Here is a 17,558-nt window from a genome sequence, read left to right as displayed (position 1 = left end):
CGGTCTTTCGTCATGCCGCGCGGGCGCTGTCCCAGATCGCGGCGTTCAGGTCCTTGAGTACTTCCCCTAGACCGGAATCGAACGCTCGGTCGACCTCCGCGAAGCCGCCATGTTGCGCGAACAAGGGGTCGGACAGGATCTCGGGATCGCTGACCGGCTGCGCGCGCAGCACGCGGCCTATGCGTTGGAGCCATTGGCGCTGTTTCGGGGTCCAGGTCCGGCTGGCAAGCATGCGCTGGACACCGTTGTCGACGCGCGTCTCATAGGGGACCAGCGGGTCGCCGAGCGCCGCCTGACGGACGAAGCCGATGATGTGTGCGGCGATGTCGGCGTTGCGCGCGCTGCCATAAGCTCGGCGTAGATTGGCTTCTGAAAAGCCCTGACCGTCGAGTAGGATGGCGAGCTCTTTCAGCTCCTTTCGCGTCAGCTCGCGCGGCCGCTGAGTCGCGGCGATCATCGCCGGCACCGCATTCATGTTGGCGCGGACATACGCCTCAAAGCTCTCGATATAATCGCCGGGGGTCGCCTTTTCGCCGAAATCATCCTCGATCGAAAGGAGTTCGTCGTCATGCTCGGAGAGGTAGATGCCGTCGCCCTTGCGCGCCGGGTTCGCAGCGTCGAGCACCGCCGCGAGCGAGGGGTGCTGGCGGAACAGCGCGATCGTGTCGGCGGGGGGCGCATCCTTGAGCCGGTCTGCGAGGTCGCCCAGCGGGCCGACGACGAGTTCGAGCGCGTCGCGGCGATCGGGGCTGATGTACTTGATGCGCTGGCGAAGTTTGACGACGATCTGATCGCGGACGAACGCGCGATCCTCATCGGTGGTGGCTCGCTCGATGTCGCCGACCAGCGTGCCGAAGGTCAGGCCGGGGTCGACGACCACTGGGCGCATGTCGGTGACATCCTGCAAGTTGGCATAGATGTCGACCGCGTCGAAGATACGGAAATAGTCCTTGCCGATCTCGTCGCAGCGCCGCGTGGCGCGGCCAATCATCTGGTCATAGAGGATCCGGCTGTTCACGCGACGAACGAACACGAGGTTGGTAATCGCGGGGACATCAATTCCGGTCGTCAGCAGATCCACCGTGACGACGTATTTAGGGCGCGGGTCGTTCTTGAACGCCTTGATCTTGTCGAGCGGCTTGTCGACCGAACCGGTGATCTTGTCGACCAGGTCATGCGGTTGCGGACCGTATTCGGTGGTGAGCGCCGCGCGCAACTCGTCGACGAGGATGTCTGCGTGATCGTCGCGCGTAGCGAACAGCAGCGTCTTGCCCGGCTGGTCGGGTGGGCACTCGGCGGCGATGGCCTCGGCCACCGCACGGTTGAAGGCCCGGGTGTGGACCTTCTTGTTGAACTGCGCGATCTCGAAATCGACCTGATCCTCTAGGTCGAACAGGTCGACTTCGCCGGTGCGCGGGTCGAAGATCGTGACCTCCTCGCCCTGTTCGAAGCGTATCCCGGTCTGGCTGAGCGCGGTGGTTATGCGGCGGGGCGGGCGGTGGTCGATCAGGTAACCGTCGACCACCGCTTGCCGGTAGCCATAGCGGAACACCGGCGCGCCGAAGATTTGCCTTGTGTGCAGCGCGGGCGTGGCAGTCAGGGCGACCTTGGTCGCATCGAAATAGTCGAGGACGCGGCGATAGGCGGACAGGTAATCGTCAAGATTTCGGAAGCCGAGATCGTCTTCGCGCAGCTCTGCGTCGAGCGTGTAGCCGCGGTGGGCCTCGTCGACGATGATCAGATCGTAGGTGCCGGGCGTCGGCCGCTCGGCGCCGGGATCGTCGAACACGCGGTGGATCATTGCCTGGACGGTCGCGACCTGGACGCGGTCAGTCGCTTCGGGAAATTTGCGCGCCATGTCGGCGACCGGAAAGACCTCACTGAACTTGTAGAAGCCCATCGTATCCGTCGTGCTCATCGCGTCGAGCGTCTGCCGCCCGAGTGCGTTGCGATCGACGAGGAACAGAATCCGACGGAAACGCTGCGTGCGTAGCAACTCATACATCAGCGCGATTGCGAGGCGAGTCTTGCCGGTGCCAGTCGCCATCGCGAGCAGGATCTGTCGTTGCCCGCGTACGATCGCGTCCTCGACCGCGGTGATCGCCTCGCGCTGATACGGTCGCAATCCGGTGACGCCCAGTTCGCGCTCCGCAACCATCGTGGGTTCGGCGCTTAAATGCTGCTCGAGCCGCTCGATGAGATCACGGGGCGAGAACCAATCGACGAGCGCGCGGGGCGGGTCGCCCGGCGCGCGGGCGTCCCAGAACCATGTGCCCGATTTGGTCGCGAGCTGTTTTACATAGGCGCGGCCGTTTGTCGCGAACATGAATGGCACGCTGAAGCGATCGCCGCCGTCGCTCCATGGCCCACCGGACGGGAGTTCATCGACGCTCAGCGCGATGTCGCGAGCGTAGCGTTTGGCCTGTGCGATACGCCCGGGCACGTCGCTGCTCTGCCGCTTGGCCTCGATGACGCCGACGCAGCGCCCCTCGACGAACAGCGCATAATCGACTGGTCCGCTCTTCGTCGGCCATTCAGCAATGGCGATCGGCGTGGTATAATTCGGTCGCGTCCCGAGACCATGGCGCAGCACTGCGCTGTCGACGGTCCAGCCGGCCGCGCGCAAGCGGTCGTCGATCAGAACGCGTGTCGTAACCTCGTCCAGATCGACCCGCTTCGCACCATCCGCGGCCAAATCGGCGAGCAGATCGAGTTGCTGTGCGGGCAGGGCGGATGCCTGCGCCTGTAGGCCCGCCAGCGCCGCTTCTGCTGAGCGCAACGCGGCTTCGGTTTCGGCCGCATAGCGCTCCCAGAACGCCTTGTCCTGCGCATCCTGCGCTGCGCGATCCTCGCTGTGCCGACGACGCTGCTCGGCTTCCTGTGCTGCGAGCAAGGCCTTCGCTTCACTGTCCGCACTGGCCGCGATGGTGGCCTTCAACGTGGCGAGTTCTTGGCTCAACGCCTTGCTGGCATCGACCGGCGGCGTCGGTGGAACGAAGGCCCCAGGCTTGAAGTCGGGATACCCCTCGTAACTCCGGTGGAACCAGACACCGATCTCGCGGGCGATCTTGAGCGACGTCAGGACATCGCCCGCGCTGCCGGCGTCTTCGTGAACCGCGACATTCCCGGTGCGCTTCACATGATAGAACAGGTCACTGATCTCGCGCGGCATGATCGACCGCGCCCGCAGCGTCCGAAGGACGTCGTCGAACGACACCGCCTGCCCGGGCAGCAAGGCGTGCCGCGCCGCCACGCTTTTCGCCGTGATCTCAGCGAACTGGCGAAGCTTCACCAGAGCGGCCGGGGGATCGCTCGCAAAATAGCGTTCCGCCAACTGACCGAGCTTCGACAGCTGAGGACTATGTGCCGCCAGAAACGCGAAATTGCCCCTCGTTTCCCCCATACCCGACCCTATCACGAAGCCCGTGTCTCTCAAGCCTTTGTTGACGCTGCCGATCCTAGCACGCGACCGTTTTCTCATTGCAAAAGTCAGGATCCGCCGGCGTCCCAGTCCAACATACCGTCTCCCTAGGACCGAGCGTCTTGAGTCCCAGGTCGGCGGATGGCTTGGCCTGCATTTTCGTGCCGCCGATAGGCACCACCCGGATCAAGCCTTTTCAATAATTTCTAGGACTTCGGTTCGTGTACGAAGTGCATGGTCACCACCACAATGGTTGCGCCCGACCCAACTGCTCGGGCAAGAGCGTCTCATCCCGCGTGAACCCGCGGGTCGAGGCTTCAGAACCTCTCGCAGGAACCCGCTCTGGTCGAATCCATTCGACCGGGAGGCGGGCGCGCATGTCCAAGGCCCACGGGTCCAAAGGCGTCCGCGCTCGTGGGGTTCCTGCGGGTTCTGAACTCCCGGTTTCGGGTGCTGCCTCGTTCCTTCTTACACAGGGTATGGTGAGCCGCACGCGGCACGCACCCTGACGGAGCGTGCGTATGTCGTATCAGTCCATCACCATCGCCGATGCCCTAAAGCGCGTGAATCAGTCGCTGTTCCTGCCCGCAATCCAGCGCCCGTATGTCTGGAAGCAGGAGGCCATCGTCAGCCTCTTCGACAGCCTCATGCACGGTTATCCCATCAGCAGCTTCCTGTTCTGGGCGGTCGAGCGCGAGAACCGTCGCAACTGGAGCATCTACAAGTTCAACGAGCAGCATCGGCAGGGCGAGCCGTGGAACGACAAAGTCGAGCCCGATGGTCGCGACGTCGTGTTCGTACTCGATGGGCAGCAGCGGCTCACTTCGCTGCTGATCGGCCTCAATGGGAGCTTCACGCTGCGCGCCCGCTACGGTCGCCGCGAAAAGGTCGCAAGCTACCGCGCGCATCACCTCTACCTTGACCTGTTTCAGGACCCGGACATCTTCGACGATGAGGACGAGGTAACGGCCAACCGCTATGGCTTGAAGTTCTCGGATGTCGCTCCACGGAACGATCATCGCCACCTGTGGATCAAGGTCGGCGACATACTCGACCTCGAGCACGAAGATCGCTTGGTCGCCTATATGGATGAGCGGTTCCGGGCGGTGGGAGACCGGGTCACGCGGCCGCAGCTCGACACCGCCGAACTCAACCTGCGACGCTTGCACGAGCGCATCTGGCTCGATCGTCCGATCTCGTTTTACACCGAACGCAGTCAGGACATCGAGCGCGTCCTAGCTATCTTCATCCGCGCCAACGACGGCGGCACGAAGCTTTCGAAGGCAGATCTGCTGATGTCGGTCGTCACCACGACTTGGGGTGACGCGTATGTCCGCGACGAAATTCTCGGACTCGTCAACCGTCTTAACAAGGGCTTGGGGAGCCAGTTTTCCTTCGACAAGGATCTCGTGATGCGCGCCTGTTTGGTGCTGTCCGAGCTGCCTACAGTGTACAGCATCGCTAACTTCAACGAGCACAACATGGCCGTGATGCGCGAGAACTGGCAGATGATTCGGTCGTCCCTTGAAGGCGCCGTATCACTCGCAGCCCGTTTTGGTCTCGATGACGGCCTCCTGTCGAGTATGAACGCGATCATCCCTATCGCCTATTATCTCTTCCGGTTGGGCGGTCACCCGCTCGATGGAACCTCGACCTTCGACGTTAATAATCGAGAGCGGATCCGTCGCTGGCTGTTCTCCTGCCTCCTCAACGGCGTGTTCGGTGGCAACTCGGATCAAACGATCGCGACTTGCCGTGATACGATCCGAGAGAGCTTCCGGCACGATCGCGACTTTCCGCTCGAGCAGCTGGCCCGAGATCTCCTGTCCCGCAGAAACCGTTACATCGCTTTCGACGACGAAGGCGTTAAGAAGCTTCTGGCGACGCAATACGGACACCGTCATGCCAGCTTGGCACTGAGCCTACTGTACGATGGCCGCCAGCTTCGGGCACGCTATCACGTCGACCATATCGTGCCGACGGCTTTGCTGAGCGAACGATCGCTGCGCGACCGTGGCGTTCCGGGACCCCTGATTGAACGGATCCGTGCCTCCGTCAATCGCTTGGGCAACCTCCAGCTGTTGATCGACCGCGAAAACCTCAACAAGTCCGACGGCGAACTCGCCCCGTGGCTCGCCACCCGCGGCGCCGGGTATCTTGAGCAACATCTCATTCCAGAGAATACCGCGCTGTGGCAGCCCGAGGCATTCCTCGAATTCCTAGATGCTCGCGAGGATCTGATGCGGAAGACGATCAAGAGGATCCTACTTATCGAAGACAAACCCGTATCCTTTGCAGGATAATTTAACCGAGTGGGAGTACACTACGATGCCACATCGCGTTAGAATATTCCTCGACGACGAACGCGAGCCACCGCTAGGCAAATGGTTGGTGGCGCGTGACGCCACGCAATTCTGCGCATTGCTCAGGGACTATGAGCCAACGATCATTTCGTTCGATCATGACCTCGGCTGCGATAAGCGTGGTGCCGAGCTTCCGAGCGGGCAGCATTGCATGCGCCAGCTTATCGAGGATGCAATGGATCGTCCGGCAGCGTTCGAGCATCTTAGGATGGTCGTGTTGCACAGTGCCAATCCAGTTGGTCGTGCAAATATGCGCGGCCTGCTGGAGAGTGCGCAGCGGCACGGCATTCTGCCATCGGCTCGCCTGGTCGAACTGCCAGTCACAAGCCATCCTCTGGCGACATGGCGGATCACATGAGCGGCCAACTCTCGAACCACACGCAGCACGAACCGAAGAAGCGATCCATGACCCAATCCGAGCCAACAACGCTGACCACTCGGTTGGCAGAAGACAGCGAGGCGCAAGAACGTGCCAAGCGAATTAATCGTCTCAATCAGCAGATCATTGAGAAGTCGCTCGAACGGCACCTGGCGGAGTTGGAGATGGTTGACGGGTGGCTGGCCTCACCGTTGGCTGTGGGCGGACTGGGTGTTATCGCTGCCGTCACATTAGTGTCTTTGGGCGCGCTGTTCACAAAGTTCGTCATCCTCACGCATTGACCGTGGAGCGACTGCACAACACCCAAAAGCGAAGGGCCCGCTGGTGTCTCGCCAAACCCGAATATTGTACGGCAGGCGACGAGCGGCGCGGATAAGCCTGTTGGCAGCGGAGCAGCTGGGGTTTTGCCTCTCAGACGCGTTCTCGGCCGCCCGTGGCAAGGGACGCGACGTACGCCATCGCTCGCAGCGTTAAGCCGGGGAGAGGCTCAGCGACACCCACGGCCAGGCTCGAAGCCGGCAGCCTCGTTTTAAGGGCCTGAGAGCACTTTCGCGCCCTTGGGTGTCATTACCATGTCGGAGCCTCTCTTTGCGCTCTGAGGCCCCTCCCACGCCGTTTTGAGGCGGCCTTGGCTCGCATTGGGGTTCTATCCGACCAATCTAAGCCTGGACCGCCATAGCCGGTGCACTGCCTCAGGAATCGAAGGTGCATCGTCAGGATGCTGCAATTCTCCGCGGAAACGCGTTGCGCGCGGATCACCGGAGGGGTTCGGTTCTCGCGTGCGTGCTCGCGTATGCGCGTTAGGCGCGCGCGCGTCGAGGAGATCCATGGGTTCCGTGCTTGCTCAAGCTCGCTCCCGCAAGCACGTATACTTACTACTACGTAGTAGTATGGTGACGAGGTCACTTTTTGTTCATTTTGGTGAGCAATACTTACATATTCACCGGGCAGAGCATACTCCGCGGTGGTCGACGCATACGTGCGGAGTGAGCGCTTGCGCCTAACTCCGAGCTTTTTGGTCCAAAACCCGAGCCTGGCGTCGGCGTGGGGCGCTTCGAGCGAAATTAGTTGCGTGGTGCAACCAGTCGCCGCGCCTCACTTTCGGGCTTTCACTACCAGACCATCGGTTGTCGGAGGGTGGCTTAGAGTGCGCCGGGCACGAGAATGACTGGAACCTGGCACATCACCGCCGCGGTATCTGACCTTCAGCGATCGGGATCGAGCGCGGGGCTAAATGAAAACATCGTACGCCCAACCGTCTTCAGCATCGTAAGCGACAACGCCTTCGACCCTTCCTGTGATCAAGTTTCGAGCATGCGCGGCTGCGAGCGAGGACAGTGCGATGAACTCATCCGTGACGTCGATGACAACCGTCTTCGGGGACCCTGATCCCACGGGGAGGCCGTAGGCGGCGATGGCTGCGGCTCGGTCGGGTGCCATAGCTGCCACTATCGTTGGTGGAGCCCAGGCTTCGTAGCTGACCTGATAGATCCTAAGCGCTGCGGTGGGTGGGAGTATATGGTCGATCATTATGTCACCGTCTGTCGTTGTCGATGATCGGTGATCGCATACTGCATGATGGGTTGCGGGTGGCTTCAACACCGCAAAATGCGCAACAATCTGTAAACTATACGCAACCTGACGAGAGGAGCGTCCGGCCCGAAACGAAGCCACCGCCGGCGAGCGGGAGACCACCCATCCTAACGGTGCAGCGCATGTCTCGCAGGAGCCTTGGGGAGCGCCGAGGTCGAACCCGGTCTCGCTCTGCTTTGCGAAGCGTGCGTCGCTACAGGGCCTTCGGGTCGATCGTCATCTGGTTGCCCCGCATCGTGCCGGTGCGCTTACCGCTCTTCACAAGGTCCCAGACCTGTTGGGGCGAGGGCATCGCCGTGAACGAGGGGAAGGAGGATACCGTGCCCTCGACATCGGTCAGCGACACCGCGTACGTCCCGCTGTTGTCGACCTGCCCCATCAGCGATGGGTACACGCTAACTACGCCACCGGCATCGTAAAGCGCCATTACATAGCCGTTGGTCGAAGCGATCGATCGGTACACGCCATATTCGGTGCGCCCGTCGTCCTCCCTGCACCATGTCGTCGGCGGCGCGGATGCTGGAATGTCACTCGACTTCGCCTTGGCCGCGATGCTGCTGGCCATCAGTGCCATCAGCATGTCGGCGCCGTTGGGCTTTGCCTGTCTGGCCTTGGGGAATGTCAAAGGGGTATCGCACCCCATGATCGGCCGCGCGGTAGCGGTCGCCAGCGTGGCGGTTGGTTTTGGCCAGCGAATGGCCTGGATCACCTGTTGCAGGCTGGCGTCTAGCTGGTCCGCGGTCAGCGTCTTCGCGCTCATGCGGACGCTGACGATCCACTCACCAACGGGCACGACCGCGAGAGCGGTGCTGCGATATTGGCCGCCGCCGGGCGTGGCATAGACCTGGCGCAGCGAAGCGGCTGATCCGCTGTTTCCCACGGCGAAGGAAATTGGATCGGCACTCGCCGGAGCGGCATTGCGAAACAGGTCGCGCGTTTCGATCGCGGTGCGCGAGCGGTCGAACCACAGCGCGACATCGGTGATAGCTGGGTGAAAGAGATAGATCGTTGCGAACATGCTCTTGTCCGGCATGTCGTATTGGGCGGCCACGTCACGCTCGGTCTGCGTTGCGTCGGTAAGCGCAATCCGCGAGAGGCCAGCCAGCTGCGGCATCAGGATCAGGCCGGTTTCGGCATGCTTCCAGCCCTTGTCGGCCGGCACACCCAAGTCCCGCGCCTTGACCGGCGTTGCGATGACCAGCGCCAACACCAGCACCCACTTGTTCACGCGCGTTCCCCTTTTACGCATCATGTGTCAGCTTCACTTTGGCGGCAAGCGCGTACGGAGACGCGCTATGTCGTCTTCGACGACGTCGATGCCGAGCGATACGGCGCCTCGATCTAAATAAGTCAGCCTTGAGGTGCGGTAGTGTGAAGAAGATCCTGTTCGTGTGCAGCCAGAACCGCCTTCGTAGCCCGACCGCCGAACAGGTCTTTGCGTCGCGCCCCGATCTCGAGGTCGATTCCGCCGGCACGAACAACGATGCGGACAACCCGCTGAATGCGGAGCTCGTCGAGTGGGCCGATGTCATCGTTGTGATGGAGAAGATCCACCGGACGAAGGTTCAGAAACGGTTTCGATCGTCGCTCAACGGCAAGCGCATGATCTGCCTCGACATACCGGACGACTACGCGTTCATGGACCCGGCGCTTGTAATGCTGCTGCATGCTCGTCTTGATCGCCATCTTCCGGTTGGATGAATGGTCGGGCTGCTGTGCGTGGGCAGTCGTCATTGCGACGTGATCGGCGGGGATCATCGCCGATGATGTTACCGATCGGGATCTTTTGGCCGTCGAGTTGGAGTCCGAGCGCGTATGTTCCTGATCGGGAAGAATAGTGCTTGCTTCGTTGGCTGTATCCGTTATCTTCCCGATCAGGATGATATTTAAAAGCTTTGCCACCACGTATGAGCTCGGTGCGGCAGTCCGCGCCGCCCGCAAGGCGCAAGGCTTGCGCCAAGAGGAACTCGCCGGCGTGGCGGGGGTGGGCACGCGGTTCGTTATCGAACTCGAAGCTGGCAAGCCGACGATCCAGCTTGGCAAGGCCATAGCGGTACTTGCCGCGCTGGGGTTGATGCTGAGCCTTGATGGTCTGGAGCGTTGACCGACCGCGCGCTTGTCGTGTGGTGGGACCAGGATGCCGTGGGCCTGCTGACGCAGGACCGTAGCGGCGAACTCAGCTTCGGGTATGACCCTGCGTGGGTAAGCGGCGGGAACAAGGCGTTGTCGCGCTCCCTGCCGTTACGGGATGAGCCGTTCAATCGCGCGGCCTGCCGTCCGTTCTTCGGGGGATTGCTGCCCGAGGCCGAGCAGCGGCAAGGCGCCGCAGCGGCACTCGGTGTGTCGGTTGCCAATGACTTTGCCTTGCTCGACCGTCTTGGCGGCGATGTGGCGGGCGCGATCATGCTGTTACCGCCAGGGCAGGATCCACCGGAGCGCGCAACGACTGGGTCGCCGCGTGTTCTAAGCGACGCGGCGCTGGCCGACATTCTCGACAGGCTACCTAGTCGACCTTTACTCGCCGGTGAGGATGGTCTGCGCCTGAGTCTCGCTGGCGCCCAGGCCAAGATTCCCGTGGTGCTGGTCGACGGTAGCCCGGCACTCCCCGCGCCGGGGCAGCCGACGACCCACATCATCAAGCCGGAGATCGAGCGCTTTGCCGGTTCGGTTGAGAACGAAGCATGGTGCATGACGCTCGCCGCGCGCATTGGTCTGCCGACTGCACGCGCCGAAGCGCGCCAGGCGGAAGGTCATCCGTATCTGCTCGTCGAACGCTATGATCGTGTTACCACCGCAGGCGGCGTCACTTCGCGTCTCCATCAGGAAGACGCCTGCCAGGCGCTTGGCGTGCCACCGGAGCGCAAATATGCAGCAGAAGGCGGCCCGGCGTTCCGCGACCTCTTCGCGCTTACGAGGCGCTATGTGAGGGTGCCGGCACCGGCGGTGTTAAACCTGGTCGACGTGGCGATCTTCAACCTTACGATCGGCAACGCAGACGCGCACGGCAAGAACTTCTCGTTCGTGCTCGACGATCGGGGACCACGGCTGGCACCATTTTACGATCTGCTCTCGACGATCCAGTGGCCTGCCTTGGCGTCACGCATGGCCATGAGGCTCGGAAGCGCGGGTACGATCGACGAGATTACCAAGGATACGTGGAAGGCATTCGCGGAAAGCGCGGGGATAACCTATCCCTTGCTTCGCCAACGGATCGCGCGTGTCACGACATCCATCATGACTGCGACCGACACGATGCCTTCGGATAGCGCGGTTGGTGAAGCCCTGGCCAAGATGGTGATGCTCCGCGCGGACCGAGTGCGCCATGCGGCCGCGTAACATCGAGGGGTGTGCTCGTAACGACAGGCGGCGTGCAGGCACCTCGACTTCGTCAAGGTGCTATGGCCAGCCACCGTTTCACGGCGTCAAGCCATAGGCGATTTTGCGATTTAGAGTATTCCCGCTTTTGCGTGGATCCCAGCGCCTTGCTCGATCCCGCTGGGTATGTGCCGACTGCGTCGGCACGAGGCTGCACCTCCGCTTCGCTCCGGCTTGCCATGCTTTCTTGAGTGGTTTGAAGCTGAATGCGATTGGCAATACCTCAGGAATGCCGGCCGGCGATACGCCGACAAGCTGCCGAGATGGAAACGTCTTGCCCTTGCCTAGCGCTGCGTCGGCGTGAGCTGGGCGCACCGACGAACAAGCGGTCCCCAACGTGATGATTGCGAGCACGAAGCCCACGAATGAGGGTTAGGGGGCAATATGCTCCAGAACCATCCTCAACTTGGAAGATTCTACCACAGAATCGTCCGAATGGAAATCTGTCGATAGGAGGAAACTATCGTCCTGCCGCATGCTCTTCGTGATGTAGCGGCCCCATCCAGCCTCGCTAAAAACGCGGTCTAGCTGCATCGAGCCCGACCCCCTTGTTATTCGATCCCAATGTGCTTCCAACCCGCGGACGTAGCGTTCATCAACAAGTCCTCCGAGCCATGCCGGGCTCAAATTCACTGCGGCATGCAGATGGATGTTGGTGTCCGGGTGCTCGATGAACGCTATCGCCGAAAAGCGAAACGATGATATTAATCGATCAACGCGCTTCCTTCGAAATCGGTCTTGATCAACGTTGTAGCAGAACTTGCTGAACGACCGTTTCGCGTTTTCAATACTCATCTCGCGATTGATATTGAGCGTCAGAGAATGGGTCGCCCCGTGCTGCTTGATGAGCTCCAAGATACCCGTGCGCACTGCCTGTCGCGAGAATGGGTCGGGATGGCCATCCGTGAAGACAATCGGCTGCCTCAAGCGCTTGGCGGGCGGGTGGCTTGAAGGGTCCATCATCGCAGTGCCTCCTGCACCTTCTCCTGATCGGCCTGCGTCAGCCCTTGGCTTCGAAACGTCGGCCGAAGCCGGCGAATGAGAGCAACGATCGGTAGCTCATGGAGGCTTAGCCAGCGCGAGCGTGGCTCCCGATCGGCAAGGCATTCTCGAATGAGGTCGAGGTGATCAGCCGGAAGCGTCGACAGCGGCCGTCCGGCGATGACTTCGAACTGTTTCATCAGCCGCTCGTCCTTTTCATCGATCAACGAGTGGTTTCCGATCAGCGATCGGAAGTCGAGCATAGGCAGCCTCTGTTCGAGAACCGCCAGCAGAAACGCGTTTCTATCGAGGTCCAGAAGGTCGCTGATGTCCTTCGACCGATCGATCGGTATCGGCGCGCGGCCGTTGGCCATGTGACTCACGATGACACCTGACCTGTAGCCTAGCGCAATCGCGAGATCTCTCTGGGAGACCCCCAGCGCCTGCTTCGCAGCTATCGCTTCCGCCAACATTTTGGTGGCCTCGGTGTGGGCGAGGGGGCGGTCGTTTTCGGTCTCGATCGTCACGGGCTGTTCCCTAAAAATTCCAAGAACGCATCACCTCTGTAGTCTTTGCCACTCGACAATGCGCTACGTGCGTTATAGATATTACCGATGCACAGCAACCCGTACGTTCCGCTCGTTGAGCGCGCCAAATCCGCCCGACCTATGAGTTACGCCGCACCATACGGACGCCCCTCAAGCGGCCTAGTTGCGAGCGCGCAGCAGAGCGAATGTGCATGCCTGTAACAGGCGACCATCCGATCTTCGAGTTGATGAAACGTCTCCGGCGAGCGGCAAAAACGCCCGATGGCAAGTTGCACCTCTCGAATGAGGCGGCACGGATCCTCGTGACGCACGAAATTTACCAGGCTCTGGCCCGGATGGAGGCCGAGGAAATGAGGAAAGCATGCGTAAACGCGACGGCAAACGACAACAACTTGGACAGTTCTGGCTCTGGCAACGACCGGACACCGGAACCTGGAACATCTGCTGGCTTGAAAGGCGTCCCGGAGATGAAGGCGACGTCACGAGGCGCAAGGCTACGACTGTTCGAGGAGGTGAGGCAGATCGGCCACCTGCGGCAGCAAAAGACGCGTTAGCCGCTCATTACCTCGAGCACAGCCGTCCGGTGCGTCAACGACGCGATGAGGCGCTTGTCGAAGACCTCATGGCGGATTGGCTGAAGTATCACGTGTCGACGCTCGCAGCGCCCGATAGGTACGCGGTTTCGGTTGTCCACTGGATGGACTTCTTTGATGGCGAACGAAGGGCAGGGCGATTGGGTGCGGCAGTAACCGTCGCGGATCTCACGCCGTCCTTCCAGGCACGGTTTCGAACCGAGCGCGCGAAAGCTGGCGCTGGCGGGCATACGATCAGTCGGGATCTTGCGGCGCTGCGTGGTGCGCTGAACTGGGCTTGGAAAAACCAGAAGCTCGAACACGCGCCGTTCATCGCGGATGTCCCTCCACAGCAAAAGGCTCCGGCGCGTGATCGCGTGCTGAGCTTGCAGGAGATAGCCGCGATCATGAACGCGTGCTCTGGGCGGCCGGAGCGCGAACACCTGATCGCATTCATTGTCATCGAATTGGGCACGGCTGGTCGTCCAGAGGCGGTGCTCGAGTTGAACGACGAGAACGTCGATCTTGAGAACAACCTCATCAACCTCAATGCTGTGGGCAAGGTTCACCTGCGGAAACGCCGGCCCGTGCTCCCGATCGCGCGGCATGTTCTCCCTTGGGTCTCAGGCACCGTGGGCAAGCTCATTAAGTATCGCGTGCCGATCGCCGAGCGCAACCGGACCCCGGGTGGGCCTACGCACTTCGAGCGCGAGACCCGATCGGTAAAGACCGTCTGGAACGCGGTATGCGCCGAGGCCGGGATTGTCGGCGCGACGCCGAAGACGCTGCGCCATACGATGCTGACGTGGCTTGCAAGGCGCGGCGTGCCCAAGGAGCAACGCATGGCGTTGGCGGGACATGCCGCGCAGGATACGACGGCTCGAAATTATGAGCACCTGTCGCCCGACTATCTCGTGGCAGCGATCCGGGAGGTGGATGCGTTTTTCGAGGCGCTGTCGGAGCATACGTCCGCCCATCTGCGATACGCGAATGATACGCTCGTGATTGCGTCACTCGCCGCCTGATCGCAAAAAGCGTGTTAATTCAACAGGATGCGCTGGTGGAGCCGAGGGGAATCGAACCCCTGACCTCTGCAGTGCGATTGCAGCGCTCTCCCATCTGAGCTACGGCCCCGCGCGTCCGGCAATGCCGATAGCGGCTTGGTGGCGGGGTTGCAATATCGGGTCCGACTTTTGCGGGCGGGATAAACCCCCATTCGGCGCGGTCCGGCGCACTTCCCGGTTGCAACGCGCAAGGCGCCTGCCATACCGAGCCCACGGAAATTCTGGAAATGGAGCTCGATAATGGCACGTGCGTGGAGCTTGAAGGCGAGGCCGCAGGGCATGCCGCAGCATACCGACTTTGCGATGATCACGATTCCCGATCGTCCGCTGGCCGCGGGCGAGGTGCGGATCGCGAACCGCTGGCTGTCGGTCGACCCGTATATGCGCGGGCGGATGAACGACGTGAAGAGCTATGTCCCGCCGTTCGTGCTCGGCGAGCCGATGCAGGGCGGGGCGGTCGGCGAGATCGTCGAGAGCAACGCCGACGGGTTCGCGGTCGGCGACAAGGTGCAGCACATGATGGGCTGGCGCGACGAGGCGGTGGTCCCGGCCGCGCAGGTCCAGAAGCTCCCCGCGATCGACGTGCCCGAGCAGGCATTTCTGGGGCAGCTCGGCATGCCCGGCATGACCGGCTATTTCGGGCTGACCGAAGTCGCGGCGGCGAAGAGTGGCGATGTCGTGTTCGTGTCGGCGGCGGCGGGCGCGGTCGGGTCGACCGTGGTGCAGATCGCCAAGGCGCGCGGGATGACCGTGATCGGATCGGCCGGCGGCGCGGACAAGTGCGACTGGGTCAGGAGCCTCGGCGCCGACGCAGTGGTCGACTACAAGGCGGGCGTGCCGGTCGTGAAGGCGCTCGGCGAGGCGCTGAAGACGGTCGGCGCGGACGGTATCGACGTGTATTTCGACAATGTCGGCGGCGAGCATCTCGACGCCGCGCTGGCGCATGCGCGGATGCGCGCGCGCTTTGCCGTGTGTGGAATGATCGAGGTCTACAACAGCGGTGCGGCGACCGAGCTGCGCTATCTGGCGCGGCTGATCGGCAACCGGATCCAGATCCGCGGCTTCATCGTCAGCGACTATATGGATCGGCAGGCCGACTTCGTGCGGGACATGGGCGCGCTGGTCGCGGCGGGGACGCTCAAGCGCGAGGAGACCGTGCATGACGGGCTCGACGCGATGCCGGATGCGTTCCTGGGACTGTTCTCGGGCGGCAACCGCGGGAAGATGCTGGTGCGCGTCTAGAACAGCTCGCCCTGGGGGCCGCGCGGCGGGCGGAACAGGTCGCGGCGGAGCGGCACGCGCTCGTGATTGATGTCGTGCTTGCGGCAGGCGATCGCGATGCGCGTGCGGATCAGGTCGGCCCAGGGGCCCTGGCCCTGCATCCGCGTGAAGAAGCCCGCGTCGTTGTCGCGGCCGCCGCGCAGCGACTGGATTGTCGCCATCACCTTCCCCGCGCGGTCGGGGAAATGCGCGTCGAGCCAGGCACGGAACAGCGGCGCGACCTCCCAGGGCAGGCGGACGGGGAGGAAGAAGACGCGCTGCGCACCCGCCTCGGCCGCGCGCGCGACCAGGTGTTCGATCTCGTGGTCGGTGATCGCGGGGATGACGGGCGCGATCGAGACGTTGACGGGGATGCCCGCATCCGCGAGCCGCCGCACCGCGGTCAGCCGGCGCTCGGGGGTCGGCGCGCGCGGCTCGAGCGTGGCGGCGATCTTCGGGTCGAGCGAGGTGATCGAGAGCGTAACCGAGACGAGCCCCTTAGCCGCCATCGGCGCGAGCAGGTTGAGGTCGCGGACGACGCGGTCGGACTTGGTGGTGATGCCGAGCGGATGATCGGTTTCGGCGAGCACTTCGATGACGCCGCGAGTGATGCGCCAGTCGGTCTCGATCGGCTGATAGGGGTCGGTGTTGGTACCGAGCGCCATCGGCGCGACGAGGTAGCCGGGCTTGGACAGTTCGGTGCGGAGCAGCGCGGCGGCGTCGGGCTTGGCGAACAGGCGGCTCTCGAAATCGAGGCCGGGCGACAGGTCGTGATAGGCGTGGCTGGGGCGCGCGAAGCAGTAGATGCAGCCATGCTCGCAGCCGCGATAGGGATTGATCGAGCGGTCGAAGCCGATGTCGGGCGAGGTGTTGCGGCTGATGATCGTGCGGGGATGTTCGACGGTTACCGTGGTCTTGAGGCGCGCGGGTTCGCCGTCGATATCGGCGCGAGCGTCGAGCCAGTCGCCGTCCGCTTCGGTCTGCGGCAGGTTGAACCGTGCGCTGGCGTGATTGCGCGTCGCGCCGCGCACGGGTCGAGCCTTGGACATGCGCCTTCGTACCCGGAACTATGGGAACGAAGAAAGAACAACAATCGTCAGGCGTGGCCTACCGATCCCTCGACGAGATAGGCGACGCCCGATTTGTCGTAGAGGTTCTGGAACCCGCCGGGCGCGAGCGGGTGGAGGCCGGAGCGCGCGATCAGCGCCGCGGTCGACTGGTCGGCCGGCTTGGCCTTGCCGCTCATGGTCGCGTCCTTCGCTTCCTTCATCTGCTGGAAGCAGACGACCAGTTCGGGGTCGAGATTGGTGAACCAGTTGATGCCGAAGTCGATGAAGTCGTCGGGGTCGCCGGCGGAACTGAGGAACAGTCCGATTTGGGCGAGCACCGACGGGGTGATCGCATCCTTGATATGGTTCGCCGATCCCTTCAGCTTGTCGGTCAGCTGCTGCGCGGTGAGCTTGTCGAGCGGGGTCATCTCGTTGGCGACGACCGCCTCGAGCTCGGCGCGGACCACCGGGGCGGCCTTGTCGATGATCGAGTGCATCGACGACCAGGACGTGTTGTCGCTTTCGAACGCGAGGCTGACGATGCCCAGGATTTCGGGCTTGAACGCGGGATTGGTCGAACCATGGCCCGCCCCGAGGAACTGGCTGACGCCGAAACTCGCGACGTTGGCGAAGGTCGTGCGGCCGATATTGCCGGGAATATGCCGGACCGCGCCCTTCGAGACGTGCTTCGCCCAGTCATAGGTCGCCCAGGTGTTGGTCGAGGTCTGCGCCGATCCGGGAAGTCCGAGCTTCGCGCGGAACGGGATCACGACCATGTAGACCTCGTCGCCGTTCGACAGCCAGTTATCCTCGTCGGCATTCTGCACGCGCAGCGTGTCGAGACCCAGACTCCAGTTCGCGCTCATGATCATTCCCTCCGGTTTATCCCGGAGCGACGCTGGCAGGCGCGGTCGGCAGGCTCCACCGGAGGCGGGTTCGTAACGGAGGCTTTG

The 17,558-nt window shown here is 62.5% G+C and carries 14 protein-coding genes and 1 tRNA gene; 8 read left to right on the top strand and 7 right to left on the bottom strand.

The window, feature by feature from the left end; genetic code table 11:
* Positions 1 to 10: 10 nt before the first annotated feature.
* Entirely contained in the window at positions 11 to 3,403 is a 3,393-nt protein-coding gene (gene hsdR / locus FSB78_RS08405; RefSeq protein ID WP_147081772.1) for a type I restriction-modification system endonuclease, read from the bottom strand.
* 539 nt (positions 3,404 to 3,942) lie between these two features.
* Here hsdR and FSB78_RS08400 point away from each other — a divergent pair.
* Genes FSB78_RS08400 through FSB78_RS08390 form a run of 3 tightly spaced genes read left to right on the top strand, consistent with a single transcriptional unit; the run spans position 3,943 to position 6,444 of the window.
* The gene (locus FSB78_RS08400) at positions 3,943 to 5,724 is read left to right on the top strand and encodes a DUF262 domain-containing protein (protein ID WP_147081770.1); all 1,782 of its coding nucleotides are present in this window, start codon (positions 3,943 to 3,945) and stop codon (positions 5,722 to 5,724) included.
* Positions 5,725 to 5,749: 25 nt separating this feature from the next.
* Complete coding sequence (locus FSB78_RS08395) at positions 5,750 to 6,142, top strand: cyclic-phosphate processing receiver domain-containing protein (protein ID WP_147081768.1); 393 nt, start codon at positions 5,750 to 5,752, stop codon at positions 6,140 to 6,142.
* Positions 6,139 to 6,444: a hypothetical protein gene (locus FSB78_RS08390; RefSeq protein WP_147081766.1), complete on the top strand. Its 306-nt coding sequence runs from the start codon at positions 6,139 to 6,141 to the stop codon at positions 6,442 to 6,444. Before FSB78_RS08395 ends, FSB78_RS08390 begins: the two co-directional genes overlap by 4 nt.
* Before the next feature lie 1,505 nt (positions 6,445 to 7,949).
* Here FSB78_RS08390 and FSB78_RS08385 read toward each other — a convergent pair.
* Positions 7,950 to 8,984: a hypothetical protein gene (locus FSB78_RS08385; protein ID WP_242008133.1), complete on the bottom strand. Its 1,035-nt coding sequence runs from the start codon at positions 8,982 to 8,984 to the stop codon at positions 7,950 to 7,952.
* Between the two features lie 143 nt (positions 8,985 to 9,127).
* On the opposite strand from FSB78_RS08385, the gene FSB78_RS08380 reads away from it, so the two are divergent.
* From FSB78_RS08380 to FSB78_RS08370, 3 genes are all read left to right on the top strand, one after another.
* On the top strand, positions 9,128 to 9,457 hold the full coding sequence (locus tag FSB78_RS08380) for a low molecular weight protein tyrosine phosphatase family protein (RefSeq protein WP_147081762.1): 330 nt from the start codon (positions 9,128 to 9,130) through the stop codon (positions 9,455 to 9,457).
* 136 nt (positions 9,458 to 9,593) lie between these two features.
* Complete coding sequence (locus FSB78_RS08375) at positions 9,594 to 9,860, top strand: helix-turn-helix transcriptional regulator (RefSeq protein WP_338419963.1); 267 nt, start codon at positions 9,594 to 9,596, stop codon at positions 9,858 to 9,860.
* On the top strand, positions 9,857 to 11,092 hold the full coding sequence (locus tag FSB78_RS08370) for a type II toxin-antitoxin system HipA family toxin (RefSeq protein ID WP_147081760.1): 1,236 nt from the start codon (positions 9,857 to 9,859) through the stop codon (positions 11,090 to 11,092). Before FSB78_RS08375 ends, FSB78_RS08370 begins: the two co-directional genes overlap by 4 nt.
* 411 nt (positions 11,093 to 11,503) lie before the next feature.
* On the opposite strand, the gene FSB78_RS08365 is transcribed toward FSB78_RS08370, so the two are convergent.
* Complete coding sequence (locus FSB78_RS08365) at positions 11,504 to 12,094, bottom strand: hypothetical protein (protein WP_147081758.1); 591 nt, start codon at positions 12,092 to 12,094, stop codon at positions 11,504 to 11,506.
* Positions 12,091 to 12,639, bottom strand: a complete 549-nt coding sequence (locus FSB78_RS08360; protein ID WP_147081756.1) for a hypothetical protein — start codon at positions 12,637 to 12,639, stop codon at positions 12,091 to 12,093. The genes FSB78_RS08365 and FSB78_RS08360 overlap by 4 nt, the downstream gene beginning before the upstream one ends.
* A 382-nt stretch (positions 12,640 to 13,021) precedes the next feature.
* Here FSB78_RS08360 and FSB78_RS08355 point away from each other — a divergent pair, with 382 nt between their 5' ends.
* Positions 13,022 to 14,257: a tyrosine-type recombinase/integrase gene (locus tag FSB78_RS08355; protein WP_147081754.1), complete on the top strand. Its 1,236-nt coding sequence runs from the start codon at positions 13,022 to 13,024 to the stop codon at positions 14,255 to 14,257.
* Between the two features lie 33 nt (positions 14,258 to 14,290).
* On the opposite strand, the gene FSB78_RS08350 is transcribed toward FSB78_RS08355, so the two are convergent.
* A tRNA-Ala gene (locus FSB78_RS08350) sits at positions 14,291 to 14,366 on the bottom strand.
* A 170-nt stretch (positions 14,367 to 14,536) separates the two neighbouring features.
* On the opposite strand from FSB78_RS08350, the gene FSB78_RS08345 reads away from it, so the two are divergent.
* Positions 14,537 to 15,538, top strand: coding sequence for an NADP-dependent oxidoreductase (locus FSB78_RS08345; RefSeq protein ID WP_147081751.1), 1,002 nt, complete (start codon positions 14,537 to 14,539; stop codon positions 15,536 to 15,538).
* Here FSB78_RS08345 and FSB78_RS08340 read toward each other — a convergent pair.
* Entirely contained in the window at positions 15,535 to 16,605 is a 1,071-nt protein-coding gene (locus FSB78_RS08340) for a PA0069 family radical SAM protein (protein WP_147081749.1), read from the bottom strand. The genes FSB78_RS08345 and FSB78_RS08340 overlap by 4 nt on opposite strands.
* Positions 16,606 to 16,652: 47 nt before the next feature.
* A complete protein-coding gene (locus FSB78_RS08335; protein WP_147081748.1) occupies positions 16,653 to 17,471 on the bottom strand; it encodes a hypothetical protein in 819 nt (272 codons plus the stop codon).
* Positions 17,472 to 17,558: the final 87 nt, after the last annotated feature.

Origin of the sequence: Sphingomonas ginsenosidivorax, assembly GCF_007995065.1 — a bacterium.
Classification (GTDB): domain Bacteria; phylum Pseudomonadota; class Alphaproteobacteria; order Sphingomonadales; family Sphingomonadaceae; genus Sphingomonas; species Sphingomonas ginsenosidivorax.
The sequence above is the reverse complement of the archived record's forward strand: the minus strand, read 5'-3'. Positions and strand labels throughout refer to the sequence as shown.